This window comes from Pseudomonas sp. LBUM1679, from assembly GCF_059695565.1.
Window position 1 is genome coordinate 2,966,737 of the sequence record NZ_CP166774.1, and the last position, 20,598, is coordinate 2,987,334.

The following is a 20,598-nucleotide window of genomic DNA, read 5'->3' on the forward strand; positions in this document are numbered from 1 at the left end:
CGGTGTAACCGAAGATGTTCACGGAAGTGCCTTGTTGATGCGCTGATGCCATTGCCTCATCGGGGTGACGCCTTTTGCATTCCAGTTGGCTGCCGCATCAGGGCCGAGGTGGAACTGGCCTTCGTTGAATTGCCAGACGATCACCTGCGGCTTGTGTTGGACAAAATCCGCCGACTCCAGGTATTGCAGCAGCGTAGCCCACGGGCCGACGTCGCCGGGATTCCAGGTCAGCGCGACGGGACGGTCCAGGGCATTGGACAGCTTCTGGGTAAAACCCAGGTACGGCTGGACAAAGCTGTTGCCGACCACCTGGACCGCTGCCGGCGCGTCATCGATCAGCAGGTCTTGCTCTGCCTGATGGCGGACGGTGTAGATGTCGCGACCGATGGCCTTGCGCTTGACCGCTGGCAGGAAATTGCTGGCCAGGTCGCCGAACGCGCGTCGGTCGAACCACTGGCCCAGCGCCGCGCCGCCGCCGGGTTCACCGGGCAGGCGGTAACGCCCGGCGATCAGTTGCGCCGTAGCGTCGGCGGTGTTCTCGGCGCTCCAGGCTGTCCAGTGATAGTCGGCGCGGTAAAACGCGGTCTGTTGACCTTGCTCGGTCCGTTGCAGGATCGGCTTGATGTTCAGCGTGGTCAGGCCCGCTTGGGTCAGGTCGCTCTGCAATTGGTCGTAACGCTGCACGACGGCCGGGCTCAAAGGCTGATCGGCGGGCAGGCGCTGGGCATAAAACGGCGCTTTCATCGGCACCACCAGCACGACCAGCCCGATGTGTTCGTGCGCAAGTTGCTGCTGGAGTTGTTTCACCAGCGCGATGTTGCGGGCCGTGCCGGGGTTATCGACCTTGCTCAGGCTTTCCCAGGCCGGGAACAACCAGCCGCCGTTGCCGGTGATCACTGCCGAGGCCGCTTGCACGCCATTGCCCAACAAGCCCAGCAGCAGACCTGCGACCATGCCGGGAATCGACAAGCGATGGATAAAACGCTGGGGTTTGAATGAAAAGATCATGGCGCAGTCTGGTCGACAAGGCCAATCAGGCGTGGCGCCTGTCGGGAGCCAATCAGGAACAGGCTATAGCGATCGCCGGCCTTGAAGGGCGCCAGTTTCATCGGCAGGCTGGCGTTCGGATTGCAGCTGGCAACCAACGTCGCCTGCACCGGGTTGATCGTGCGCTGGGCTTGTCCGTTGAACGGCACCTGGTTGAATACCGGAGCGCCATTGGCCAGCTGGATGTCGGCCCGTTCACAGCCGCGGCCCAGGTTATAAAAGTTGAGTTCGGCGCGCAGGTCTTTACCGCGCAGCGGCGGATCGATGACCATGCGTGGGGCCAGTGCCGGGTTGCTGTCGAGAATCAGCGTGACCCAGGCGCCTTTCGGTGCGGTCAGGCCTTTGATCTCGCGACCATTGACGGTCAAGTAAATCGGCTGTTGCGAGTCCACGACCTGGAAAGGGCTGGCCACTTCGGCCTGGGCGGAAAGGGCCAGGGTCGCGCCTTGGCCTACCCGGACCTGCGTGGAAGTTTCGCCGGGATTGACCACCCGCACCCAAGCGGAGCCTTCGGGCAGTGTTGGCGCATAAAGACGGGCAATTTCAGGGGCGGCTTGCGCCCCTGTCGGGACCAGGCCAAGACCCAGCCATAAAAAAACTCGAACGTTCATGTCAGTCCTCAATAGGAATAGGTCAGGCGCGCGAACACGCCTTTGGCGCGGTCATCGCCCAGCACTTTCACGCGGTATTGCAGGGAAAAATCCACGTAGGAGCGGGGGGCGTTGTACGCATCTTCGCGGAACCAGTAGCGCACGTTGTTACCGACACCGAGGCCTCCTGCCTTGCCGGATGATGAGTCCGAGCTGCCGTCGGCAGCAGTCTCGCTGTGCATTTTGGAGTCGTAGTCGAACGCGGCCACGACATGCGGGAAACTGACCCAACGCGAGCCCGTGCCGCCGATGGCGTAGCTGCGACCCACCTGCCATTCGCTGTTGAAGTAATCGCGCGAGTCATTGATGTAATGCCCTGCCTCGGCGAACAACTGCGAGGTCCACCAGCTGGAAGTATCGACCCGCAAATCGGTGCCGACGCTCGAACCATAGCCCAGGCGCACCAGCCAGTCGCCATCGACGTCCGACGATCCCAGGGGGAAAGTGCGCTCGACGGCGGCCATCACGTTCAGCGCCGTGAACGGTTTGACCCGGATACCCACGGCGCCTTGCAGCGCGTCGAAACCAGAGTCCGATTCGCTGTTCTTGCTCCACAGCGTGTCGGTGACGCGTCCGTAGAGTTCGACAAATCGTGCGTTGCGATAACCCAGGGGACGCCAGGACAATTCGGTGCTGTTTTGCAGGCTGTCATTGCTGTTACTGCCGCTGGTCGGGGCTGCACTCAGGCCACTGCTGGAACTGTTGCCCCGATAACTGGTGGTGCTGGTCAGGCCCCAGGTGCGCGACACATCGGCCACTGCGCGACGGGTGTCGAACAGCTGCTGCGCGGGCATGTCCAGGTCACCGGAGGCTTGCGCGTCGATGACGCGCTTGAAGTAGCTGACGGCTTGCTCGTCGTCGTTGACCCGCATGGCGGTGTAGGCCGCGTCCTGGGTCGCCGTCGGCGTGAGTCGGGTGTCGGCATCGGCGTTGCGGAACGACGCTTGGGCTGCGTCATCATCGCCGGCCTGGACCGACAAATAGGCCAGCTGCAGCTCGCTCATCGATTCCAGCTCACCGGTGTCCCGCGCTTGTTGCAGGCGTTCGCGCGCGGTTCGGCGCTGGCCGATGGCGGCATACAGGCTGGCTTCTTCGTAAGCGGGCAAACTGCCCAGGGCCAAGGCCCGGGTGAAGTCCTGGCGCGCCTCGGCATCGTCACCCGCTTGCTGATGCAGGCGGCCGCGTTGGGCCAGCAGCCGGGCGTCATCGCCACTGACCTTGAGGCCGTCGCTGGCCGCTGCAATGGCTTCGGGCACCTGTCTGCGGTCACTCAGGGCGCTGACCAACAGGCGCCGGTATGCCGGATTCTGCGGCGCGCGGCCGATGGCTTCATTGGCCAGGGCAACCGCGGTCGCCGGGTCCTTGCGGGCGAGGGCAGCGTAGGCCTGGGCGGCCATGTCGGTGCCCCCGTCGCGCTGGTTGCCAGGCCAGATATCACAGACCAGGCCGAAGGCCGTTTCCTGACAGTTCAGGGTCGGTGCCGGAAAATGGGCAACAGCGTTCAAGCCGTTGTTCTTCTGCCGCAGTGCCATTCGGGCGGCTGTACGTCGGCGGGCCACTTCGCCGCTGTCATCTTCGGCCAGTGGCTGCAGATGATCGAGCGCCTGTTGTGGCTCGCCATGGGCCAATGCAGCGTCAGCGGCGAAGAACCGGATGTCACGGATTTCCGCATCCAGCAGGCCATCGATGGCCAGGGCACGCTTGAGGTCGGCCTCGGCTGCCCGGGTGTTGCCCTGACGATCAAGGGCATAGCTGCGCAGAATCCACGGCGCGATTTCTCCATCGTCTTGTGCCAAGGCGCCGGACGCGGCCTGTTCTGCCCCCGGATAATCCCTGGCAGCAAGCAGGGCACTGATCAGCAGTTGCTGATTGGCGCCGATTTCCGGGGCCCAGGCCACGGCTTTTCTGGCCTGGTCCACGGCCACTGACGCCTGGCCTCGCTCCAGGGCGCGATAGCCCTGAACCGCCAGCGGTGCCGCCAATTGACGACGAATCGCTTCGCGCCGCATCAACAACGTATCGTCGTCCGGGAACACGGCCAGGGCCTGATTGGTGGCTTGATCCGCTGCCGGCAGGTTGTGTTGGCGCTGCAAGGATTCGATCAGCAACAACCGGTAATCCATGCGCTTGGGCGCCTGAGCGATGGCTTGGCGTGCCGCCTGGGCAGCGAGGCCGAAGTCATCGCGATCATAGGCCTTGAACGCCCGGGCCGCGGCACCGAAGCCTGGGGCCTGCCGCGACTGCGGGTAGCGTCGGGGATGATCACGCAGCTCCTTGTCGCGTTGAGCCAGCACAATCAGCGTGTTCAAGCGGGTAATGTCGGCCCGCTGGCGCAACGCTTCGCGGGCCTTGGTGATGGCCTGGTCGTAGTCTTTGCGCTCGTAGGCGTTGTACGCCTGGTTGGCCGTTTCATAGGCGGGGCCGGTCAACGGCAACGGCAGCGTCTCGGCATGAGCATACCCAGGCATCAAGCTCAGCCCCGTGGCCATGAGGGTCAGGAAGGGGCGGTTCATGCCGGAAGCTCCTCGGGATAGTGGCTGTGCTGACGCGCGACGGCCTTTTCGATGGTGGCGCGAGGCAGCACGCCGCTGTCGACCAGGTAATCGCCGATGCGGCCGTGATGTTGCGGGCGGTACTGCAGCATGGTGCGGCTGAACACCTCGCGATCCAGCAGTCCCATCTCGATCAGCAGGTCGCCCAACAGGGGCGCGCGAGCATCCGGAACCGACTGGCCTTCGCGCATCTTCAGCTGACGTAATCGCGCGACGATTTCGCTTTCCCGGGCAATCAACTGCACGGGCACACTGCCCAGCTCATCACTGACCTGTTGCAGGCCTTCGGCCGGCAGCGGGCTGGCTACGGCAACTTGCGCATGGCCCTGGGCATTCAAGCCCAGCGGCACCACGCGCCAGCGCAGGGCAAATTCATCGTCCAGCATCAGCGGTGAATTGCGTGCCTTGGCAGCCACGTCGAACACCCGTGGCAAGTCGTTCTGGAAGGCGATGGCTTCGGCCAGGGTTTCATCGTCCAGCCAACCGTTGCTGAGCAAAATCCGCCCCAAAGGCATGTGTCGGGTTTTCTGTTCGGCCAGGGCGGTTTGCAGATCGGCGTCGTTGATTGCCTGCCAGGACAGCAGCACGCTGCCCAGCTTGCGCGGTGCGGTGGCGACCAGATCGGTGGACGGGAAGTCGTGCATGGTCTTGTCCCAGACCAGCTTGCGGTTGAGCAGCTTGCCGACCAGGAACATGCGCCAGGCACGGGACGCTGCCATGAAGTTGATGAAATTGCCCACGACCATCCGCGGGATGGACAGCAAGCCATGCTGCCAGCCGTACAGCACGGTGGTGAAATAGCAGCGGTGCGCGATCCGCCAGGCCAGGGCGATGCCGTTGGCCAACAGCAGGTAGGCGATAAACCCGTTGGCTTCGAAAGGCGTCGGGAAACTCACGTCCCACAGGCCGCTCTGGCGCAGGATGATCAGGCCCAGCAGCTGCGCCAGAATGACGTAGGCGATGATGCTGACAAACGCCGTCACCAAGCCCTTGCGGTCACGAAACAACAGATAGCGGTTGGCCAGCGAGCCACTCCAGCCCATCTGCTCCCAACCTTGCAAACCGATGCCCAGCGTCCAGCGAGCTTTCTGGCGGAAAGCGGTGCGGAAGGTGTCGGGGAAAAATTCGCGCACGCACAACGGCATCTTCAGGGTCGATTCGTATGGCTTGCGGAACCATGATTTACGCAGCACCCGGAACTGCACCGGGAACCGCACGAAGATCGCGTTCATGCCAACCTTGGCCAGGCGCGCGGCGACGTCGTAGTCCTCGGTCAGGCTGTCGGTGTTGAACGGCTGGTTCTGGGTTTTTCCGGCCAGCACGCGCAGGGCACGATGGGAAAAACAGGTGCCGACGCCGGCCGATGGCACCGTGTCGGTCAGGCTTTCGCGCACCACCAGATCCTTGCCGTGCCATTCGGCGAACTCGTCCATGTAGGTGCCGGCCACCCACTCGTACCAGTTGCGCTCAAGCGACACCACGGGCAGCTGGATCATGTCCTTGCGGGGTAGCAAATAGTTGAACAGACGCAGTTCCATCGGGTGCAGCACGTCTTCGCTGTCGTGCATGACCACGCCGGCGAAGGTCATGCCGTGGATTTGCTCATGCAGGAAAATCGCCTGCACCAGCCAATTCAGGCAGTCGGCCTTGCAGGTCGGCCCGGCATGCGGCACTTCCACGCGGTGCAGCTGCTTGTAGCGCCGCCGCATGCGTTCCACTTCATCGATGGTGCGCTGGTCGTTGATGTAGGTGCCGACGAAGACCACATAGTTCTGGTAATCCAGGGTCGACACCATGTTCTCGATCATCGGTGCGATCACGTCATATTCCAGCCAGGCCGGGACCATGATCGCCAGGGGCTGTTCATCCCGGGCCAGCAACTGCTCGGCCGTCAGCGGCCGGAATTTGCGCTCCGCGGTGAATTTGCGGAACAGGCGGCGAGACCAGTACCACAGGTCAATGAACAGATCGTCCAGGCTGGAGATCAGGATCAGCACCGCGACCACGATGGTCGAGATCTCCAGGAAGCTGTAGTAGTGGGCCAGCCAATAGGGCCAATAAAGCGACGTCATCGAAGGTTTCCGTTACTGGCGATTGCGACGGGCATTACGGCCGGCCAGCAACAGGATGAGAACCAAGAGGATGCCGCCGGGAATCAGCCACAACCACGACGGTTTACGCCAGGCGTCCAGCCCTTTGGGCTCTTCGTTGTCGATCAGCTGGCTGCCACTCGGATCCTGGGTATTGAAGGTGGTCAGCGCACCCTTGTCTGCGAGGATGGCCACGTCGCCGCGGGTCAGCAGAATCTGCCGGGCGAAGCGCGGTGTGTCGGTGCCCAGGGTGCGATAGACCAGGCCGTGCTGGCCGCCGGCATCCACCACTTGCAACAAAGCCAGGTGGTTGAGGGGATGCACATCCAGCAGCACCTGATCCTTGTGGTTGATGCGCAGGCGACCCTGCTCATCGACCTGCACCGATTCCTGGCTGTCGTTGATCGGCAGCTCGAAGGCGAGGAAGGCCTTGTCCGGCGTGACCGAAGCCTTGGGGTCCGCACTGACTTTCAATTGCGCCCGCAGCGGCGAAACGCCGGCGGCATCAGCCACTGAAATCACTTGTGGCAAGCTGCTCGCCGGATGCTCGAGGTAGGCCTGTGGCACGAGGATCTGGGTGTCCATGGCAAAGCGCGCGGCCATGCCGGAGAAGTCGTTATCCAGCGCGGTTTTTTCCAGCACGATGTGGCTGGTGGGCAGCACCGAGACCGGGAAGGCTTGTGGCGTTTCCAGGCAGCGGTCGCTGACCGGCTGGCGCTGGAACGACACACGCAACACGTTCTTCGAGCCCAGGGTGTAGCGCGGGATATGCGCTTCGATGCGCTGCTTTTCACCATTGGCCACCAGCTGTTGCGCGCCAATCAGATAATCGTTGAGAAACAGCGAGGCCACCGGCGCGGTGTCCGAGGCCCCAGGCGCGGCAGACACGTCGATCACCGCCTTGACCGGCAGGCGACCGTCGTAGGCCACACTGCCCAAGGGGAACGAGGTGCTCCAGTCGGACTTGGCCAATACGTCGATGGCGCCGGGATTGCCGCCCAGGCGCGACAAGGCCACGCGACCGTCGGCGCTCAACGGCAGCTGTGCTTCGCTGACCGTCAATTGGCGGCTGCGGGCCAAGGTGTTCCAGGCTGAACTGAACAGGGCCAGCGCCTTGCCGGTGGCCTGGGGCGCGATCATCAGCACCGGTCGTGTGCCGAGCAATGCCAGGCGCACATTGTCCGTACCGGTGGCGGCCAGGCCTGCATTGATATGCCGCTCACGCCATTGCGTGAAGGCGTTGGCTGCCGTGGCGTCGAGGCCCTGGATCTGGCGCTGCAGCGCGTCCAGTGACTCATTGACGGCCTTGAGCAGCAACGGGTCGTTGATGGCCAGGTCCGCCTGGACGTTCGGCGTTTGCCCCAACATCAACAGCGCGCCGATTTGCGCCGGGTCCGCCAGCACGTGCGGGCCTTTGCCGTTGAGGCTGGCGAACGCTGGAATCGCCAGCAGTTCGGCGGGGATGCGCAGGCCGCTCAGGTCAACGCTGTCTTGTACGGCAGGGAAGGGCAGGATGCGGCTGTGCTTGCCAATCCGCTCCAGTGCCACACCGAGGCGCCAGGCCGCGTCGTAGCTGTCGGCGGACAAGGTGCCCGAGGCGACCATGATCCCCGGCTTGCCGGGCAAGGCGGTCCAGGCGGCGCCGACGTCCTGTAACTGGCTGGCGTCGTAGCTGTAATTGAGGCGGGTGGCGGGCTCGATACGCAGCACGTTGCCGATGGCGCGTTCGTCTTCGCACAGCACCCTGGACACGATCGACGACCAGGCAATGCCCAGGCGCAGCGAGCCGCTGTCCCGCGCTTGCTTGTCCACGCCCAACGTAGCGCTGGCGTCGCCCTGGGCTTCGCTGAGCCCTTCGGCGCGAACCGGATAGCCGTCCAGCGACAGCAGTAACGTATTGCGGCCACCTTCGCCATTGAGGTAACTGGCGTCGAAATGCAGTGTGGCGTCCGTCAGCGGCACACCGGCGGGCACCGGCAGGTACAGCTCGCGTCGGGCGTCGGTGGAGCCAAGGATGATCGGTGCGTCGATCCCCAGGTCGCTCAAGCGGATTTCACGCTCCTGTCGGGTATCGGCGTTGAGCCGCTGGATGGCCTGGGTGAGCGGGCTGTCCGCAGCCAGGGCAAAGGCAGGCATGAGCGCAAGCAGGCTCACACCACAGGCAAGGGCGCTGAGCGCACCCGTATGGAGGGCAACGGAAGACTTCATCAGGCAGATCTCGAGCAGATAAGAGGGGAGCGAACGGGTTACAGAGAGGTGAACACCGAGTGATGGGCTTGCGCTAACAAGGGCACGCGTTGCAGGTACCTCGGTGGTCGACCCGCGACAAACTCATCGACGGGTCGCCCCATCAGGGCGTCGACTATGCGTGCGCTGGCCTTGCCATCGCCGTAAGGGTTGGCCGCCCGGGCAGCCCGACGCCATAGCAGATCGTCATCGAACAGCGCGTTGACACCGCGAATGATCGTGTCCGGTGCAGTCCCGACCAGCCGCACGGTACCCGCGGCCACGGCTTCCGGGCGTTCAGTGACATCACGCATCACCAGCACCGGTTTGCCCAGGGACGGCGCTTCTTCCTGCACGCCACCGGAGTCGGTGAGAATCACGTGGGCTCGCTGCATCAGGCGCACGAACGCCAGGTAGTCGAGGGGTTCGATCAAGTGCACGTTGGGCAAATCACCCAGGTGTTCGGTCACCGGGCCCAGCACATTGGGGTTCAGATGCACCGGATAGACGATCTGGATATCCGCACGCCGCGCCAGGTGGCGCAGGGCCTTGCAGATATCCAGGAAGCCGTCGCCGAAATTTTCCCGGCGATGGCCGGTCACCAGCAACACCTTGCACCCGGGCTGCAGGAACGCGAACTGCCGGTCCAGGCTATCGCGCAGTCCCGGGTTCTGATCGATGCGTCGGGCCGTCATTTGCAAGGCGTCGATCACAGTGTTGCCGGTCACCAGGGTATGCCCTTGCAGGCGTTCGCCCAGCAGGTTGTCGCGGGACTCGCCGGTTGGCGCAAACAACAGATCCGCCCCCAGGTCGATGCAGCGTCGGTTCATTTCTTCCGGCCACGGGCTGTAGATATCACCGGTACGCAAGCCAGCTTCCACGTGGCCCACGGGGATGCGTCGATGAAAGGACGCCATCGCCGCGACCATGGCCGATGTCGTATCGCCATGCACCAGCACCCGATCCGGCCGGGTCATTTCCAGCACCGGGTCGATCGCTGCGTATAACGCCGCGGTCAGCGAATTCAGGGTCTGCTTCGGGGTCATGACTTCAAGGGTGTAATCGGCCTTCAAGTCGAACAGATCCAGCACCTGTTTAAGCATGCTTTGGTGTTGGCCAGTGATGCAGATCTGCGAATGAATGCCGGGCTCCGCAGCGAGAGCCTTGACCAGGGGCGCCATCTTGATGGCTTCCGGACGAGTGCCGAAAATCGAGAGGATCCTGATCGGTGAATGATGGCGAACGATGATGCCTTCCTTGCGCAGTTCTAGTGCGCCGCAATACCAGTCGAACCAGACATGATTTCGTCCTGGATCAACTTGCGATAGTTGAGATTGGTAAGGATCGGAGTTGTACGGGAGAGACTTACTGATCACTAAAAGTTAGAGGGTAAGTTACGTGACTGTCCGAAAGCGGCGCGATTATTAACATCAATGGCGATAAGGGCAAAGGTTATATGAAGTTTTTTTATTAAATTAATAACTGAAACTTTTCGCGGTATTGTGAGTCGCGAATTGTTTGCTTTGTTTTCCAGAAATCACTTTATGTTTGTACTGTTACCGATTGTTTTTTAATTAAATTTTATTTGATCTCCGTTCATCGGAACAGTTGAATTTGTTACGGTTAATCTTGTCGTTCAAGCGCTGTCAGATAGGATTAATAGGTCAGTAGAATGGCGCCTGTATATTGTCATGTTATATGGGAAGAGTTTTAGAGCAGTTTGAGCGGGAGTAAAAAGTTCCATCTAAAGATGGGGGCGTTCACAATCCGCTGCCCAGCAGTTTGAGATAGTCGGGACTGTCGGAAATCGAATTGTGTCCGACACCCGGTATGACCCGTAACGATGCCACGCCATCCGAGAAGTGCCTGTAGAGCCGCTCGGTGCTGGAACGCGGTATCACTTCGTCGTGCTCGGCCGCGATCAATAACGTCGGCACCTTGATGCGAGCGGCGTATTTCCAGGAGTCGAAGGTGTCCTTGAGCAGCCACTTCACCGGGAACATCGGGTACAGCCGGGCCCCGAGTTCTTCGAGGCTGTTGTAAGGCGTAATCAGCACCAGGCGCGCCGCCGGCCGTTGGCTGGCGAGGCGTACGGCGACCCCCGAGCCCAGGCTGCGACCGACCACGGCGATATGGGGATGCGTGGCGTAGACCTGGTCGAACAAGGCCACGGCATCGCGCTGGATCGCCTCTTCGGAGGGCGAGCCGGAACTGCCGCCGTAGCCCCGGTAGTGCAGCAGGTAGAGCGCATGCTCCGGGAAGGCCCGGGCGAATCCGGGCAGGCTGCGGGACACGTCTTCGGCATTGCCGCCGAAATAGATCAACGCCTTGGCGCCGCCCTGCGGGCGCACCGAAACCAGCACCTGCGCGTCGTCGACCGCCAGGGTGAGCAGCGCGGCCGAGGTGTCGAGGGCCCGTGGTTGCGGGTAGTAGATGAGCGCACGCTGGAACACGAACAGTGCCACACAGAGCACCAGGTACAGCGCTGCGACGATGACGACGAGTGACACCAGGATGCGCGACATTCGGCTAACGTTAGTGGGCGGCATTGACTGCTCTGGGCCTGAAGGGTGCTATCGCCTGATAGCGCTCAGAGTGTAGTCGATCGACAGTGGACGCACCGGGAGGGCTCCCATGCCCATCGTTCTGAAGTGGCTCGACGTACGGCCAGCCGAAAGAACGGCGCTGATGTTGGGTTTTGCCTTTCATTTCTGCGTGCTCGCCAGCTACTACCTGGTACGCCCGTTGCGCGATGCCCTGGGGCTGGAGGGCGGCGCCGACAAACTGCAGTGGCTGTTCACCGCCACGTTCGTGGTGATGCTGTTGATGGTGCCGCTGTTCGGTGCGCTGGTGTCGCGGCTGCCGGCCATTCGCTTCGTGCCGCTGATCTATCGCCTGATCGCCTTGTCGATGCTGGTGTTTGGCGGGTTGATCGCCAATCACGTCGCGCCGGTCGGCGTCGGGCGGGTGTTTTTCGTCTGGATCAGCATTTACAACCTGTTCATTGTCAGCATCTTCTGGAGCGTGCTGGTGGACCGCTTTTCCAGTGAACAGGGAAGGCGCCTGTTCGGCTTCATTGCGGCGGGCGGCACCCTGGGCACCTTCATCGGGCCGTTGCTGGCCGCGACCATGGCGACCAGCCTGGGCCCGGTGGCGTTGACCCTCGCGGCGGCGCTGCTGCTGGAAGCCGCGGTGCGTTGCTATCGGGCGTTGTTGTCCCGCACGCAAGCGCAGTCCGGCAGTCGTTCAGCGGATGATCGGCGCCTGGGCGGCAGCATGCTCGCCGGCATCACGCTGATTGTGCGCTCGCGCTATCTGCTGGGGCTGGTGCTGTTCATGCTGTTGCACACCAGCGCCGCGACCCTGCTGTATTTTGAACAGGGCCGGATCGTCGCCGGCCACTATGCTGATGTGGCCAGCAGGACGCAATTTTTCGCCGTGGTCGATTTGATTGTGTCGGCATTGACCCTGATCTTTCAGGTGGTGCTGACAGCGCCGTTGATCCGCCTGATTGGCGTCGGCGGGGCGCTGGCAGCCTTGCCGGTGGCAACGATCGTGGCGTTCACCGCCATGGCCCTGGCCCCCGTGCCGACCACCGTCGCCCTGGCACAGGGGTTGCGCCGCGCAGTCGAGTTCGCCATCGTCCGACCGGCCCGCGAAGTGCTGTGGACCGTGGTCAGCCGGGAGGAAAAGTACAAGGCCAAGAATGTCATCGAAACCCTGGTCTATCGCGGTGGCGATGCCGCCAGTGGCTGGCTGTCCGCCGGTTTGACGGCGCTGGGCGCCGGGTTCGGTCTGGTGGCGCTGGTGATCGTGCCGTTTGCCGGGCTGTGGGGCTGGTTATGCCTGTGGTTGGCCAGGCGACAACAGCAAAGGGCTGACAGCAAAAATGGGGAAGGACCATTTCATGAGCCACACTGATGGATATACCCGTCGACAATTACTCACGCTGGCCGCCGGCGCTTCGGTGGTCCTCACCTTCGATCCGGCCTTCGCAGCGTCCCCGCCGTCGAAGGAAACAGGAGGCAAGAACATGCTGACCCGAGCCATCCCTTCCAGCACCGAGCCGTTGCCCGTCGTCGGGCTGGGCACTTATCGCGGCTTCGATGTCGCGCCTTCGGACCCTGCCTACAAGGATCTGCCCGCGGTGCTCAGTGCGTTGTTCCAGAAGGGCGGCACTGTAGTCGACAGCTCGCCGATGTATGGCCGCGCCGAACAGACCACCGGTGAATTGCTGTCGATCCACCAGCCGCGCTCGCCGGCCTTCCTGGTCACCAAAGTCTGGACCCGCGGCCGCGAAGAGGGCATCGCGCAGATGGAACAGTCTTTCAAATTGTTACAGACCGACCGCATCGATCTGATGCAGATTCACAACCTGCTGGACTGGAAAACCCACCTGCCGACCTTGCGCAAATGGAAGGAAGAAGGGCGCATTCGCTACATCGGCATCACCCATTACACGGCGTCGGCGTATGACGAGGTGGAAGCGGTGCTCAAGGCCGAGCCGCTGGATTTCTTGCAGATCAACTACGCCCTGGATGATCGCGGCGTGGAAAAACGCCTGCTGCCGTTGTGTCGCGAGCGCGGCGTGGCGGTGATCTGCAATCGACCCTTCGGTGGTGGTGGCTTGATCGCACGCTTGAAGGGCAAGCCGCTACCGGGATGGGCCGCCCAGGTAGAGGTCAGCAGCTGGCCGCAACTGGCGCTCAAGTTCCTGCTGGCGCATCCGGCGGTGACCTGTGTCATTCCCGGGACGGGTAACCCGCGCTACATGGCAGAAAATGCCCGTGCCGGGTTCGGCCCGATGCTGACGGGGGCGCAGCGCGAGCAGTTGATCGATCTGGTGGGGTAGGCGGGTCAAGACCCGGCCTTGGTCCATTTGATGAGATTGTTGCGCAGCGTCACGACCGCCTTCTGCATGTCCATGAACTCCTCCGGCGTCAGCCCGGTGGCCTCGGCGAGGCCCGATTCCGGGCGACCGTCGCGCAGCTGTCGACCTGCCTTGGTCAGGCTGATCCGCACCTGGCGCTCGTCCTCGGGGTCGCGCTGGCGCTGCAGATAGCCCATCGCTTCGAGCTTCTTCAGGATCGGCGTCAGGGTGTTCGATTCCAGAAACAGCTTTTCGCCCAGGCTGCCCACGGTCTGGTCGTCTTGCTCCCATAACGCGACGATGGTGATGTATTGCGTGTAGGTCAGCCCCAGCTGCTCGAGAATCGGCTTGTAGGCCTTGCCGAACGCCAGATTGGTGGAATAGACCGCAAAACACAGGAAGTCGGAGAGCTTCGGGTCGGCGCAAGCCGACTTGTCGGTGGTTTTCATGTGCATCCTCTGTGGCCGAAGACCGGTGGCTCGAAAAATGTGAAATATACCTCGTATGCGATTCTATCGGAACGATACCAAACTTGGGGGTTGCGACCGGTTCGCCGGTGAAGGCGAACCGGTCACAGGATGGATCACGCCGTCAGGGCGTTAATGACCACATCGATATTGCCTCGCGTTGCCTTCGAGTACGGACAGATCTGGTCGGCGGCGTGCGCCAACTCTGTCGCGACTTCCTGCGTCAGGCCCGGCACGCGCAGGGTCAAACGCGCCTGGAGGAAGTAGGCCGCACCGGTCTGGCCCAGATCGACCTCGATGATGACGGCCAGGTTGGCCGGGAGCGTCACCTTCATGTTTTTCGCCGCCAGCTCCACGGCGGCGGTGTAGCAGGCCGACCATGCGCCGGCGAACAGCTGCTCGGCGGTCGGGTGCGGCACGATGGCGGTGAACTCGTGAGCCAGTTTCGCGTTACCCGGTGACGAGAGCTGGATGTCGAGGCCATGGGCCGAGTTGCCAGCGTCGCTGAACGTCGTGTGGGTTTTGCCTGTCGCCAGTACTTTTTCGATCTTGTTCATGGATGAGTCCTCATCGTTTGCAGAGTTTTATGATTCGCATACGCTTTAAGCGCATACGATGTATATGGCGTATCGAAGCTGCCGATCGATATCAACGCCGCGCGGTGCGTCATGCCGTGAGGACGTTCAGGGCCACGTCAATATTACCGCGCGTCGCCTTGGAGTACGGGCAAATCTGGTCGGCGGTATGCGCCAGCGTCGTCGCGACATCGTGCGCCAACCCCGGCACGCGCAGGGTCAACCGAGCTTGGAGGAAGTAGGCCGCACCGGTCTGGCCCAGATCCACTTCGATGTCGACGGACAGGTCAGAGGGCAGCACGACGTTCATCTCACCGGCAACCAGCCCGACGGCGGCGGTGTAGCAGGCCGACCAGGCGCCGGCGAACAGTTGCTCGGCGGTCGGGTGCGGCTGGGTGGCTGCAAATACGTGAGCCGGTTTCGCGTTGCCGGGGGTCGACAGCGTGATGTCGAGGCTGCCGTCATGGCCGCGCGAGGTGATGCCAGCTTCGCTGACGGTGGTGTGGGTTTTGCCGGTGGCCAGGACTTTTTCGATCTTGCTCATGGGGGTGAATCCTCAGGGTTTGGAAAGCTGTGGCTTATGTATCGTGTACGTTTGTATCGTATGCGATTGAAATAATAGTCGCGCAGATACCAATCACTGTCAATAGACCTGAAGCGGGCTTCCCGACGAGTGGTTGGATAGAGCCGCGTCGACATTTTCGACGGTATGCCGAATTCGTCATCGCCCGGACCGAAAGCGATCAAGCCGCAGGCTCTGGAATGGGCCAGTCTGGGCGGTCTGTCCAAGGAGTTGATCATGATCCGACTGTCCCTGGCCGAAGCTCGCGAGCTGGCCGAATCGATCTTGCTGCACAACGGTTTCAACCTCGGCCACGCCCGTGCGGTGAGCGACACGGTAATGGCCGGTGAGTGCGATGGCTGCGCCTCCCACGGCCTGTACCGGCTATTGGGTTGCGTGAATTCGCTCAGGGCCGGCAAGGTGCTGGCGGACGCCGAGCCGCGGGTGGTCGACCAGGCCCCGTCAATCGTGCGGGTCGATGCGGCGGGTGGTTTCTCGCAGTTGGCGTTCCAGGCGGGCCTGCCGTTGCTGCAGGAGAAAACCCGGGCCAACGGGATCGCGGCTCTGGCGATCAATCACTGTGTGCATTTTTCCGCGCTGTGGGTCGAGATCGAGCAACTGACCGCCGCCGGCCTGGTGGCGTTGGCCTGTAATCCCAGCCATGCCTGGGTCGCGCCGGTGGGCGGTAGCCAGCCGGTGTTCGGCACCAATCCCATCGCGTTCGGCTGGCCGCGTTCGGGCAAGGATCCCTTCGTGTTCGACTTCGCCACCAGTGCGATTGCCCGTGGCGACATCGAGTTGCACCGGCGTGCCGGCAAAGCGATACCCGAAGGTTGGGGCGTGGATGCTGACGGGCAGCCGAGTACCGATGCCAATGTGGTGCTCGATGCTGGCGCGATGCTGACGTTCGGCGGGCACAAGGGCTCGGCGCTGGCAGCGATGGTGGAGCTGATCGCCGGGCCGTTGATCGGCGATTTGACCAGTGCCGAATCGCTGGCCTATGACGCCGGCAGCAAATCGTCGCCTTACCACGGCGAGCTGATCATCGCCCTCGATCCGCGGCGCTTCCTCGGCGAGGCCACCGAACAGCACTTGGCCCGGGCCGAGGTCATGTTCGAGAGCATCCAGGGGCAGGGCGCCCGCTTGCCGTCGCAACGACGCTACGAGGCGCGAGCGCGCAGTCAGCTGGAGGGCGTGCAGATTCCCGAAGCCTTGTACAACGACTTGAAGGCACTGCTGGGCTGATTGAAACGGCTCGGCAGTCCCGTGGGAGCGAGCCTGCTCGCGATGAGGCCATCAGATCCAACATCATCGTTGACTGACACGACGCCATCGTCGGAACGCCGCCCGGAGCAAGCTCGCGCTTACAGGAAGTTGCTGCAGTTTTCTTTAAATCGGTTCGCGCTGGCTATTGCCATCGAGCAGCCGTGCAATACCCAGCGGATTGGTATCTTTCAGCGCATCGGGCAGCAGTGCATCCGGGCAATTCTGGTAGCACACCGGCCGCAGGAAACGCTCGATAGCCAGGCTGCCGACCGACGTGCCTCGCGCATCGGAGGTAGCCGGGTAGGGGCCGCCATGCACCATCGCATCGCAGACTTCGACCCCGGTCGGGTAGCCGTTGAACAGCACCCGGCCGACCATCTGTTCCAGCAGTGGAAGCAGTTCGCCATGGGTTTGCAAGTCGTCGGCTTCGGCAATCAGCGTAGCCGTGAGTTGCCCGTGCAGACTCTGCAGCGCCCGTTGCAGTTCGGCCTTGTCGGCCACTTCCACCAGCACCGTGGTCGGGCCGAAGACTTCTTCCTGCAGCAACGGATCGCCATCGAGCAGCAGGTTGATGTCGGCCTTGAACAGCTGGGGCTGAGCCTGATTGCCCTGTTGGTCGCGTCCGGCCAGGTGAGTGATTCGTGGATGTGCGAGCAAGGCCTGTAGGCCTTTGCCATAGCTGTCGAGCGTGCCACTGTTGAGCATGGTCTGCCCCGGTTGTTCGGCCATCACTGCGCCGAGACGCTCGATGAATGCGCTCAATTCGGGGGAGCGGATACCGATCACCAGTCCGGGGTTGGTGCAGAACTGACCACAACCCAGGACCACCGACGCGGCCAGTTCGCTGGCGATTTGCTCGCCGCGCAACCGCAATGCTTCAGGCAACAGCACCACCGGATTGATGCTGCTCATCTCGGCAAATACCGGAATCGGCTGTGGCCGTGCCGCGGCCATGTCACAGAGCGCGCGCCCCCCCTTGAGCGAGCCGGTAAAACCCACGGCCTGGATCGCCGGGTGCTTGACCAGCGCTTCGCCGACACCCGCGCCGTAGATCATGTTGAACACCCCCTGGGGCATGCCGGTTTGCCCGGCGGCGCGAATGATCGCATCGGCGACCCGTTCGGCAGTCGCCATATGTCCGCTGTGAGCCTTGAACACCACCGGACAACCGGCGGCCAGCGCGGCAGCGGTATCACCACCGGCGGTGGAGAACGCCAGCGGGAAATTGCTCGCGCCGAACACCGCGACCGGGCCGACGCCGATCCGGTACTGGCGCAGATCAACCCTCGGCAACGGTTGGCGCTCGGGCAAGGCCCGGTCGATGCGCGCGCCATAAAAGTCGCCACGGCGCAGAACCTGGGCGAACAGGCGCATCTGCCCGCTGGTGCGTCCGCGCTCGCCCTGGATGCGCCCGGTCGGCAGCGCCGTCTCACGGGTTACCAGAGCGATGAACTCCTCGTCCAGAGCGTCCAGTTGCGCGGCGATGGCCTCGAGAAACTCCGCACGGCGGCTCGCCGGCAAATTGCGAAAGGCCGGGTAAGCGGCCGCAGCGGCCTGGGCGGCGGCGTCCACTTCTTCAAGGGTGGCTTGCATGAACGAGTACGGCAGCGTTTCACCGGTGCTGGCGTCATGGCTTTGCACGGTGATATTGCCAGCGGCGCTACGGGTACCGCCGATGTAGTTGTGGCCGAGGATCTGGGGCATGAAAAACTCCTGTCAAAAAAGGTGGGACCAAGTCCCCTGTAGGAGCGAGCTTGCTCGCGAAGAACTCGAGAGCGACGCGTTTATTCAGGAAACCCGCGTCATCGTTAACGTTCTTCGCGAGCAAGCTCGCTCCTACAACAACGATCGGTTCAAGCCAGCGAATCGCCCCGGCGGGTGGCGGCCGGTTCGGCGTTGTCCAGGGCGGCAATGCGCGCCGCGGATTCGCTGTCCACCAGGTGCAGCGACTTGCCACGGGTTTCCCGGGTCAGGCCGACGGCGACGATGGAGATCAGCGCGGCACCCACCAGGTACCAGGCGATCGGTGTCGAGCTGTGGTACTTGTTGAGCAGGGTGATGGCGATCAAGGGTGCCAGGGAACCGGCGAAGATCGGCGCCACCTGATAGCACAGGGACAGTGCCGTGTAGCGCACATGGGTCGGGAACATTTCGGCCATCAGCGCCGAGTAGGGCGCATAGGTCATCGACTCGATGGCCAGGCCCAGGGTGATGGCGCCGATGATCAGCCAGTTATTGCCGGTGTCCATCATCGGGAAACCGATAAAGCCCCAGAACGCCGTGAGTATCGCCCCGGTCAGGTACACCGGTTTGCGCCCGACCAGGTCGGACAGGTAACCCATCAGCGGGATCATGAAGAAGTGCAGCAGGTGCGCGCCGAACATCAGAAACAGAATCTCGGAGGTGTCCTTGTGCACCACCAGTTTCAGATAAGTGATCGAGAACGTCACGACGGTGTAGTAGAGGATGTTCTCGGCAAACCGTGCGCCGATGCCGACCAGCACCGCGCGCCAGTGATGCCGCAGCACTTCGACCACCCCCAGTTGCTGTTGCTTGTTCTGTGCCTGGCGCGCCTGGGCTTCCTTGAAGATCGGGGCGTCATCGACGCTGGTGCGAATCCAGTAGCCGATCAGCACCACCACCGCCGAGAACCAGAACGCGACGCGCCAGCCCCAGGCCAGGAATTGCTCTTCTGACAGGTTTGAAGACAACAGCAGCAGGGCGACGGTGGCCACCAGGTTGCCGGCCGGAACGCCGGCTTGCGGCCAACTGGCCCAGAATCCCCGACGATTGTCTGGACAGTGTTCTGACACCAGCAAAATCGCGCCGCCCCATTCACCGCCGAAAGCGAAGCCCTGGATCAATCGCAGCAGCACCAGCAACACCGGCGCGGCGTAGCCGATCTGGTCGAAGCCCGGCAGGCAACCCATCAGGAACGTGGTGATGCCGACTACCACCAGGCTCAGTTGCAACAGGCGCTTGCGGCCGAATTTGTCACCGTAGTGACCGAACACCAGGCCACCCAGCGGCCGGGCGAGAAAGCCGACCGCATACAGGGCGAAGGCGGCGATGATGCCGTCGATCGGGCTGTCGGTCTGGCGAAAGAACAGTTGGCCGAAGACCAGGGCCGAGGCGGTGCCGTAGAGGAAGAATTCATACCATTCGGCGACGGTGCCGGCCATGGCGGCGGCCACGACACGCTTGAGTCCCGAAGGTGTAGTTGCGCGGGAAGTGCTGTGAGGATTGGACATGCTGGCGTTTCCTGTAGAGGCGCAAAGACAGGCAGCCGGGCCGGGGCCGCAAGGGCCGGCCCGGCAATCACTCAGAGACCGACGTCCGGCAGTTCAGGACGATTGGCCAGGGCCTTGGCCATGATCTGCTCGACGAACACCCGATCGGCTTCCGGCAGGGCCAGGCGTGGCGGACGGGTCAGGGCGCTGCCGCGACCGGCAATCGCTTCACAGAGCTTGATGCACTGCACCAGGTCGGCACGGGCATCGAGGTGCAGGATCGGCATCAGCCATTCGTAGATCGGCATGGCTTCGGCGAAGCGACCGGCCTTGGCCAGGCGGAAGATGGTCTCGCCTTCTTTGGGGAACACGTTGGACATGCCCGAGACCCAGCCTTCGGCACCTACCGCGATGCTTTCCAGCACCACGTCATCGAGGCCGGCGAACAGCACGAAACGGTCGCCGACTTCGTTGCGCACGTCGATGAAGCGCCGGGTGTCGCCGGAGGAATCCTTGAAGCACACCACGTTGTCGCAGTCGGCCAGGGAAATCAGGATGTCCGGGGTGACGTCGTTTTTGTAGATCGGCGGGTTGTTATAGACCATCAGTGGCACGTCGGCATTCTTGGCCACGTAGCGGTAGTGCTCGGCCGTCTCGAAGGGCTTGGAGCCGTAGACCAGCGCTGGCATCAGCATCACGCCGTCGACGCCGACCCGGCGCACCGCGTTGGCGACTTTGGCCGCTTGCAGGCTGGTGAATTCGGCCACACCGCAGATCACCGGCACGCGACCGCGGGAGGCGTCGACCGCAACTTCGGTCACGGCGATTTTTTCTTCGGCGCTCAGCGAGGTGTTTTCCCCCACCGAACCGCACACCACCAGGCCCGATACGCCGTCACGGATCACGTTGGAAATCACCTGGTGGGTTTTTTCCAGGTTGATGGAGAAGTCGTCGTTGAATTGAGTGGTCACCGCGGGGAAGACGCCACTCCAGTTAATGCGCTTGCTCATTGTTGCCTCCGGTTCAATTATTGTATTTCGTATACGATATTTAAAATGACGAA

The 20,598-nt window shown here is 62.7% G+C and carries 16 protein-coding genes; 3 read left to right on the forward strand and 13 right to left on the reverse strand.

Features of this window, described 5'->3' with window-relative positions; genetic code table 11:
* Nucleotides 1–18: 18 nt before the first annotated feature.
* The 7 genes from ACA062_RS13630 to ACA062_RS13660 form a co-directional block, all read right to left on the reverse strand.
* On the reverse strand, nucleotides 19–1,008 hold the full coding sequence (locus ACA062_RS13630; protein WP_497456842.1) for an alginate O-acetyltransferase AlgX-related protein: 990 nt from the start codon (nucleotides 1,006–1,008) through the stop codon (nucleotides 19–21).
* The gene (locus tag ACA062_RS13635; RefSeq protein ID WP_497456843.1) at nucleotides 1,005–1,658 is read right to left on the reverse strand and encodes an alginate O-acetyltransferase AlgF; all 654 of its coding nucleotides are present in this window, start codon (nucleotides 1,656–1,658) and stop codon (nucleotides 1,005–1,007) included. Before ACA062_RS13635 ends, ACA062_RS13630 begins: the two co-directional genes overlap by 4 nt.
* Nucleotides 1,659–1,666: 8 nt before the next feature.
* Nucleotides 1,667–4,210 (reverse strand): NfrA family protein, encoded by a 2,544-nt coding sequence (locus tag ACA062_RS13640; RefSeq protein WP_497456844.1) that lies wholly within the window; start codon nucleotides 4,208–4,210, stop codon nucleotides 1,667–1,669.
* Nucleotides 4,207–6,321 (reverse strand): glycosyl transferase family protein, encoded by a 2,115-nt coding sequence (locus ACA062_RS13645; RefSeq protein ID WP_497456845.1) that lies wholly within the window; start codon nucleotides 6,319–6,321, stop codon nucleotides 4,207–4,209. The genes ACA062_RS13640 and ACA062_RS13645 overlap by 4 nt, the downstream gene beginning before the upstream one ends.
* Before the next feature lie 12 nt (nucleotides 6,322–6,333).
* The gene (locus tag ACA062_RS13650; protein ID WP_497456846.1) at nucleotides 6,334–8,547 is read right to left on the reverse strand and encodes a hypothetical protein; all 2,214 of its coding nucleotides are present in this window, start codon (nucleotides 8,545–8,547) and stop codon (nucleotides 6,334–6,336) included.
* A gap of 38 nt (nucleotides 8,548–8,585) precedes the next feature.
* Complete coding sequence (wecB, locus tag ACA062_RS13655; RefSeq protein ID WP_497457416.1) at nucleotides 8,586–9,791, reverse strand: non-hydrolyzing UDP-N-acetylglucosamine 2-epimerase; 1,206 nt, start codon at nucleotides 9,789–9,791, stop codon at nucleotides 8,586–8,588.
* Between the two features lie 534 nt (nucleotides 9,792–10,325).
* The gene (locus tag ACA062_RS13660; RefSeq protein ID WP_497456847.1) at nucleotides 10,326–11,114 is read right to left on the reverse strand and encodes an alpha/beta hydrolase; all 789 of its coding nucleotides are present in this window, start codon (nucleotides 11,112–11,114) and stop codon (nucleotides 10,326–10,328) included.
* A gap of 85 nt (nucleotides 11,115–11,199) precedes the next feature.
* Between ACA062_RS13660 and ACA062_RS13665 the strand changes: the two genes are divergently transcribed.
* Complete coding sequence (locus ACA062_RS13665; RefSeq protein WP_497456848.1) at nucleotides 11,200–12,486, forward strand: NTP/NDP exchange transporter; 1,287 nt, start codon at nucleotides 11,200–11,202, stop codon at nucleotides 12,484–12,486.
* Nucleotides 12,473–13,417 carry an aldo/keto reductase gene (locus ACA062_RS13670; protein WP_497456849.1) on the forward strand — a complete coding sequence of 315 codons (945 nt, stop codon included), beginning with the start codon at nucleotides 12,473–12,475 and terminating at the stop codon, nucleotides 13,415–13,417. The genes ACA062_RS13665 and ACA062_RS13670 overlap by 14 nt, the downstream gene beginning before the upstream one ends.
* Before the next feature lie 5 nt (nucleotides 13,418–13,422).
* Here ACA062_RS13670 and ACA062_RS13675 read toward each other — a convergent pair whose 3' ends face one another.
* The 3 genes from ACA062_RS13675 to ACA062_RS13685 form a co-directional block, all read right to left on the reverse strand.
* Nucleotides 13,423–13,884, reverse strand: a complete 462-nt coding sequence (locus tag ACA062_RS13675; RefSeq protein ID WP_497456850.1) for a MarR family winged helix-turn-helix transcriptional regulator — start codon at nucleotides 13,882–13,884, stop codon at nucleotides 13,423–13,425.
* 134 nt (nucleotides 13,885–14,018) lie between these two features.
* Nucleotides 14,019–14,459: an Ohr family peroxiredoxin gene (locus ACA062_RS13680; protein WP_497456851.1), complete on the reverse strand. Its 441-nt coding sequence runs from the start codon at nucleotides 14,457–14,459 to the stop codon at nucleotides 14,019–14,021.
* A 109-nt stretch (nucleotides 14,460–14,568) separates the two neighbouring features.
* Nucleotides 14,569–15,021: an Ohr family peroxiredoxin gene (locus ACA062_RS13685; protein WP_150766858.1), complete on the reverse strand. Its 453-nt coding sequence runs from the start codon at nucleotides 15,019–15,021 to the stop codon at nucleotides 14,569–14,571.
* A 255-nt stretch (nucleotides 15,022–15,276) separates the two neighbouring features.
* Between ACA062_RS13685 and ACA062_RS13690 the strand changes: the two genes are divergently transcribed.
* Nucleotides 15,277–16,284, forward strand: coding sequence for an Ldh family oxidoreductase (locus ACA062_RS13690; RefSeq protein ID WP_497456852.1), 1,008 nt, complete (start codon nucleotides 15,277–15,279; stop codon nucleotides 16,282–16,284).
* A 144-nt stretch (nucleotides 16,285–16,428) separates the two neighbouring features.
* On the opposite strand, the gene ACA062_RS13695 is transcribed toward ACA062_RS13690, so the two are convergent.
* The 3 genes from ACA062_RS13695 to ACA062_RS13705 all read right to left on the reverse strand — a co-directional run bounded on the left by ACA062_RS13695 (nucleotide 16,429) and on the right by ACA062_RS13705 (nucleotide 20,545).
* Nucleotides 16,429–18,009, reverse strand: coding sequence for an aldehyde dehydrogenase (NADP(+)) (locus tag ACA062_RS13695; RefSeq protein WP_497456853.1), 1,581 nt, complete (start codon nucleotides 18,007–18,009; stop codon nucleotides 16,429–16,431).
* A 149-nt stretch (nucleotides 18,010–18,158) separates the two neighbouring features.
* A complete protein-coding gene (gene abaF, locus ACA062_RS13700) occupies nucleotides 18,159–19,556 on the reverse strand; it encodes a fosfomycin efflux MFS transporter AbaF (RefSeq protein ID WP_497456854.1) in 1,398 nt (465 codons plus the stop codon).
* 71 nt (nucleotides 19,557–19,627) lie between these two features.
* The gene (locus ACA062_RS13705; protein ID WP_497341252.1) at nucleotides 19,628–20,545 is read right to left on the reverse strand and encodes a dihydrodipicolinate synthase family protein; all 918 of its coding nucleotides are present in this window, start codon (nucleotides 20,543–20,545) and stop codon (nucleotides 19,628–19,630) included.
* Nucleotides 20,546–20,598 lie beyond the last annotated feature (53 nt).

Coding starts and splice junctions, on each gene's coding strand:
- ACA062_RS13650 (WP_497456846.1), bottom strand. CDS start 8,547: ATGAAGTCTTCCGTTGCCCTCCATACGGGTGCGCTCAGCGCCCTTGCC.
- abaF (WP_497456854.1), bottom strand. CDS start 19,556: ATGTCCAATCCTCACAGCACTTCCCGCGCAACTACACCTTCGGGACTC.
- ACA062_RS13635 (WP_497456843.1), bottom strand. CDS start 1,658: ATGAACGTTCGAGTTTTTTTATGGCTGGGTCTTGGCCTGGTCCCGACA.
- ACA062_RS13680 (WP_497456851.1), bottom strand. CDS start 14,459: ATGAACAAGATCGAAAAAGTACTGGCGACAGGCAAAACCCACACGACG.
- ACA062_RS13630 (WP_497456842.1), bottom strand. CDS start 1,008: ATGATCTTTTCATTCAAACCCCAGCGTTTTATCCATCGCTTGTCGATT.
- ACA062_RS13705 (WP_497341252.1), bottom strand. CDS start 20,545: ATGAGCAAGCGCATTAACTGGAGTGGCGTCTTCCCCGCGGTGACCACT.
- ACA062_RS13660 (WP_497456847.1), bottom strand. CDS start 11,114: ATGCCGCCCACTAACGTTAGCCGAATGTCGCGCATCCTGGTGTCACTC.
- ACA062_RS13645 (WP_497456845.1), bottom strand. CDS start 6,321: ATGACGTCGCTTTATTGGCCCTATTGGCTGGCCCACTACTACAGCTTC.
- ACA062_RS13675 (WP_497456850.1), bottom strand. CDS start 13,884: ATGAAAACCACCGACAAGTCGGCTTGCGCCGACCCGAAGCTCTCCGAC.
- ACA062_RS13670 (WP_497456849.1), top strand. CDS start 12,473: ATGAGCCACACTGATGGATATACCCGTCGACAATTACTCACGCTGGCC.
- ACA062_RS13665 (WP_497456848.1), top strand. CDS start 11,200: ATGCCCATCGTTCTGAAGTGGCTCGACGTACGGCCAGCCGAAAGAACG.
- ACA062_RS13690 (WP_497456852.1), top strand. CDS start 15,277: ATGATCCGACTGTCCCTGGCCGAAGCTCGCGAGCTGGCCGAATCGATC.
- ACA062_RS13695 (WP_497456853.1), bottom strand. CDS start 18,009: ATGCCCCAGATCCTCGGCCACAACTACATCGGCGGTACCCGTAGCGCC.
- ACA062_RS13640 (WP_497456844.1), bottom strand. CDS start 4,210: ATGAACCGCCCCTTCCTGACCCTCATGGCCACGGGGCTGAGCTTGATG.
- ACA062_RS13685 (WP_150766858.1), bottom strand. CDS start 15,021: ATGAGCAAGATCGAAAAAGTCCTGGCCACCGGCAAAACCCACACCACC.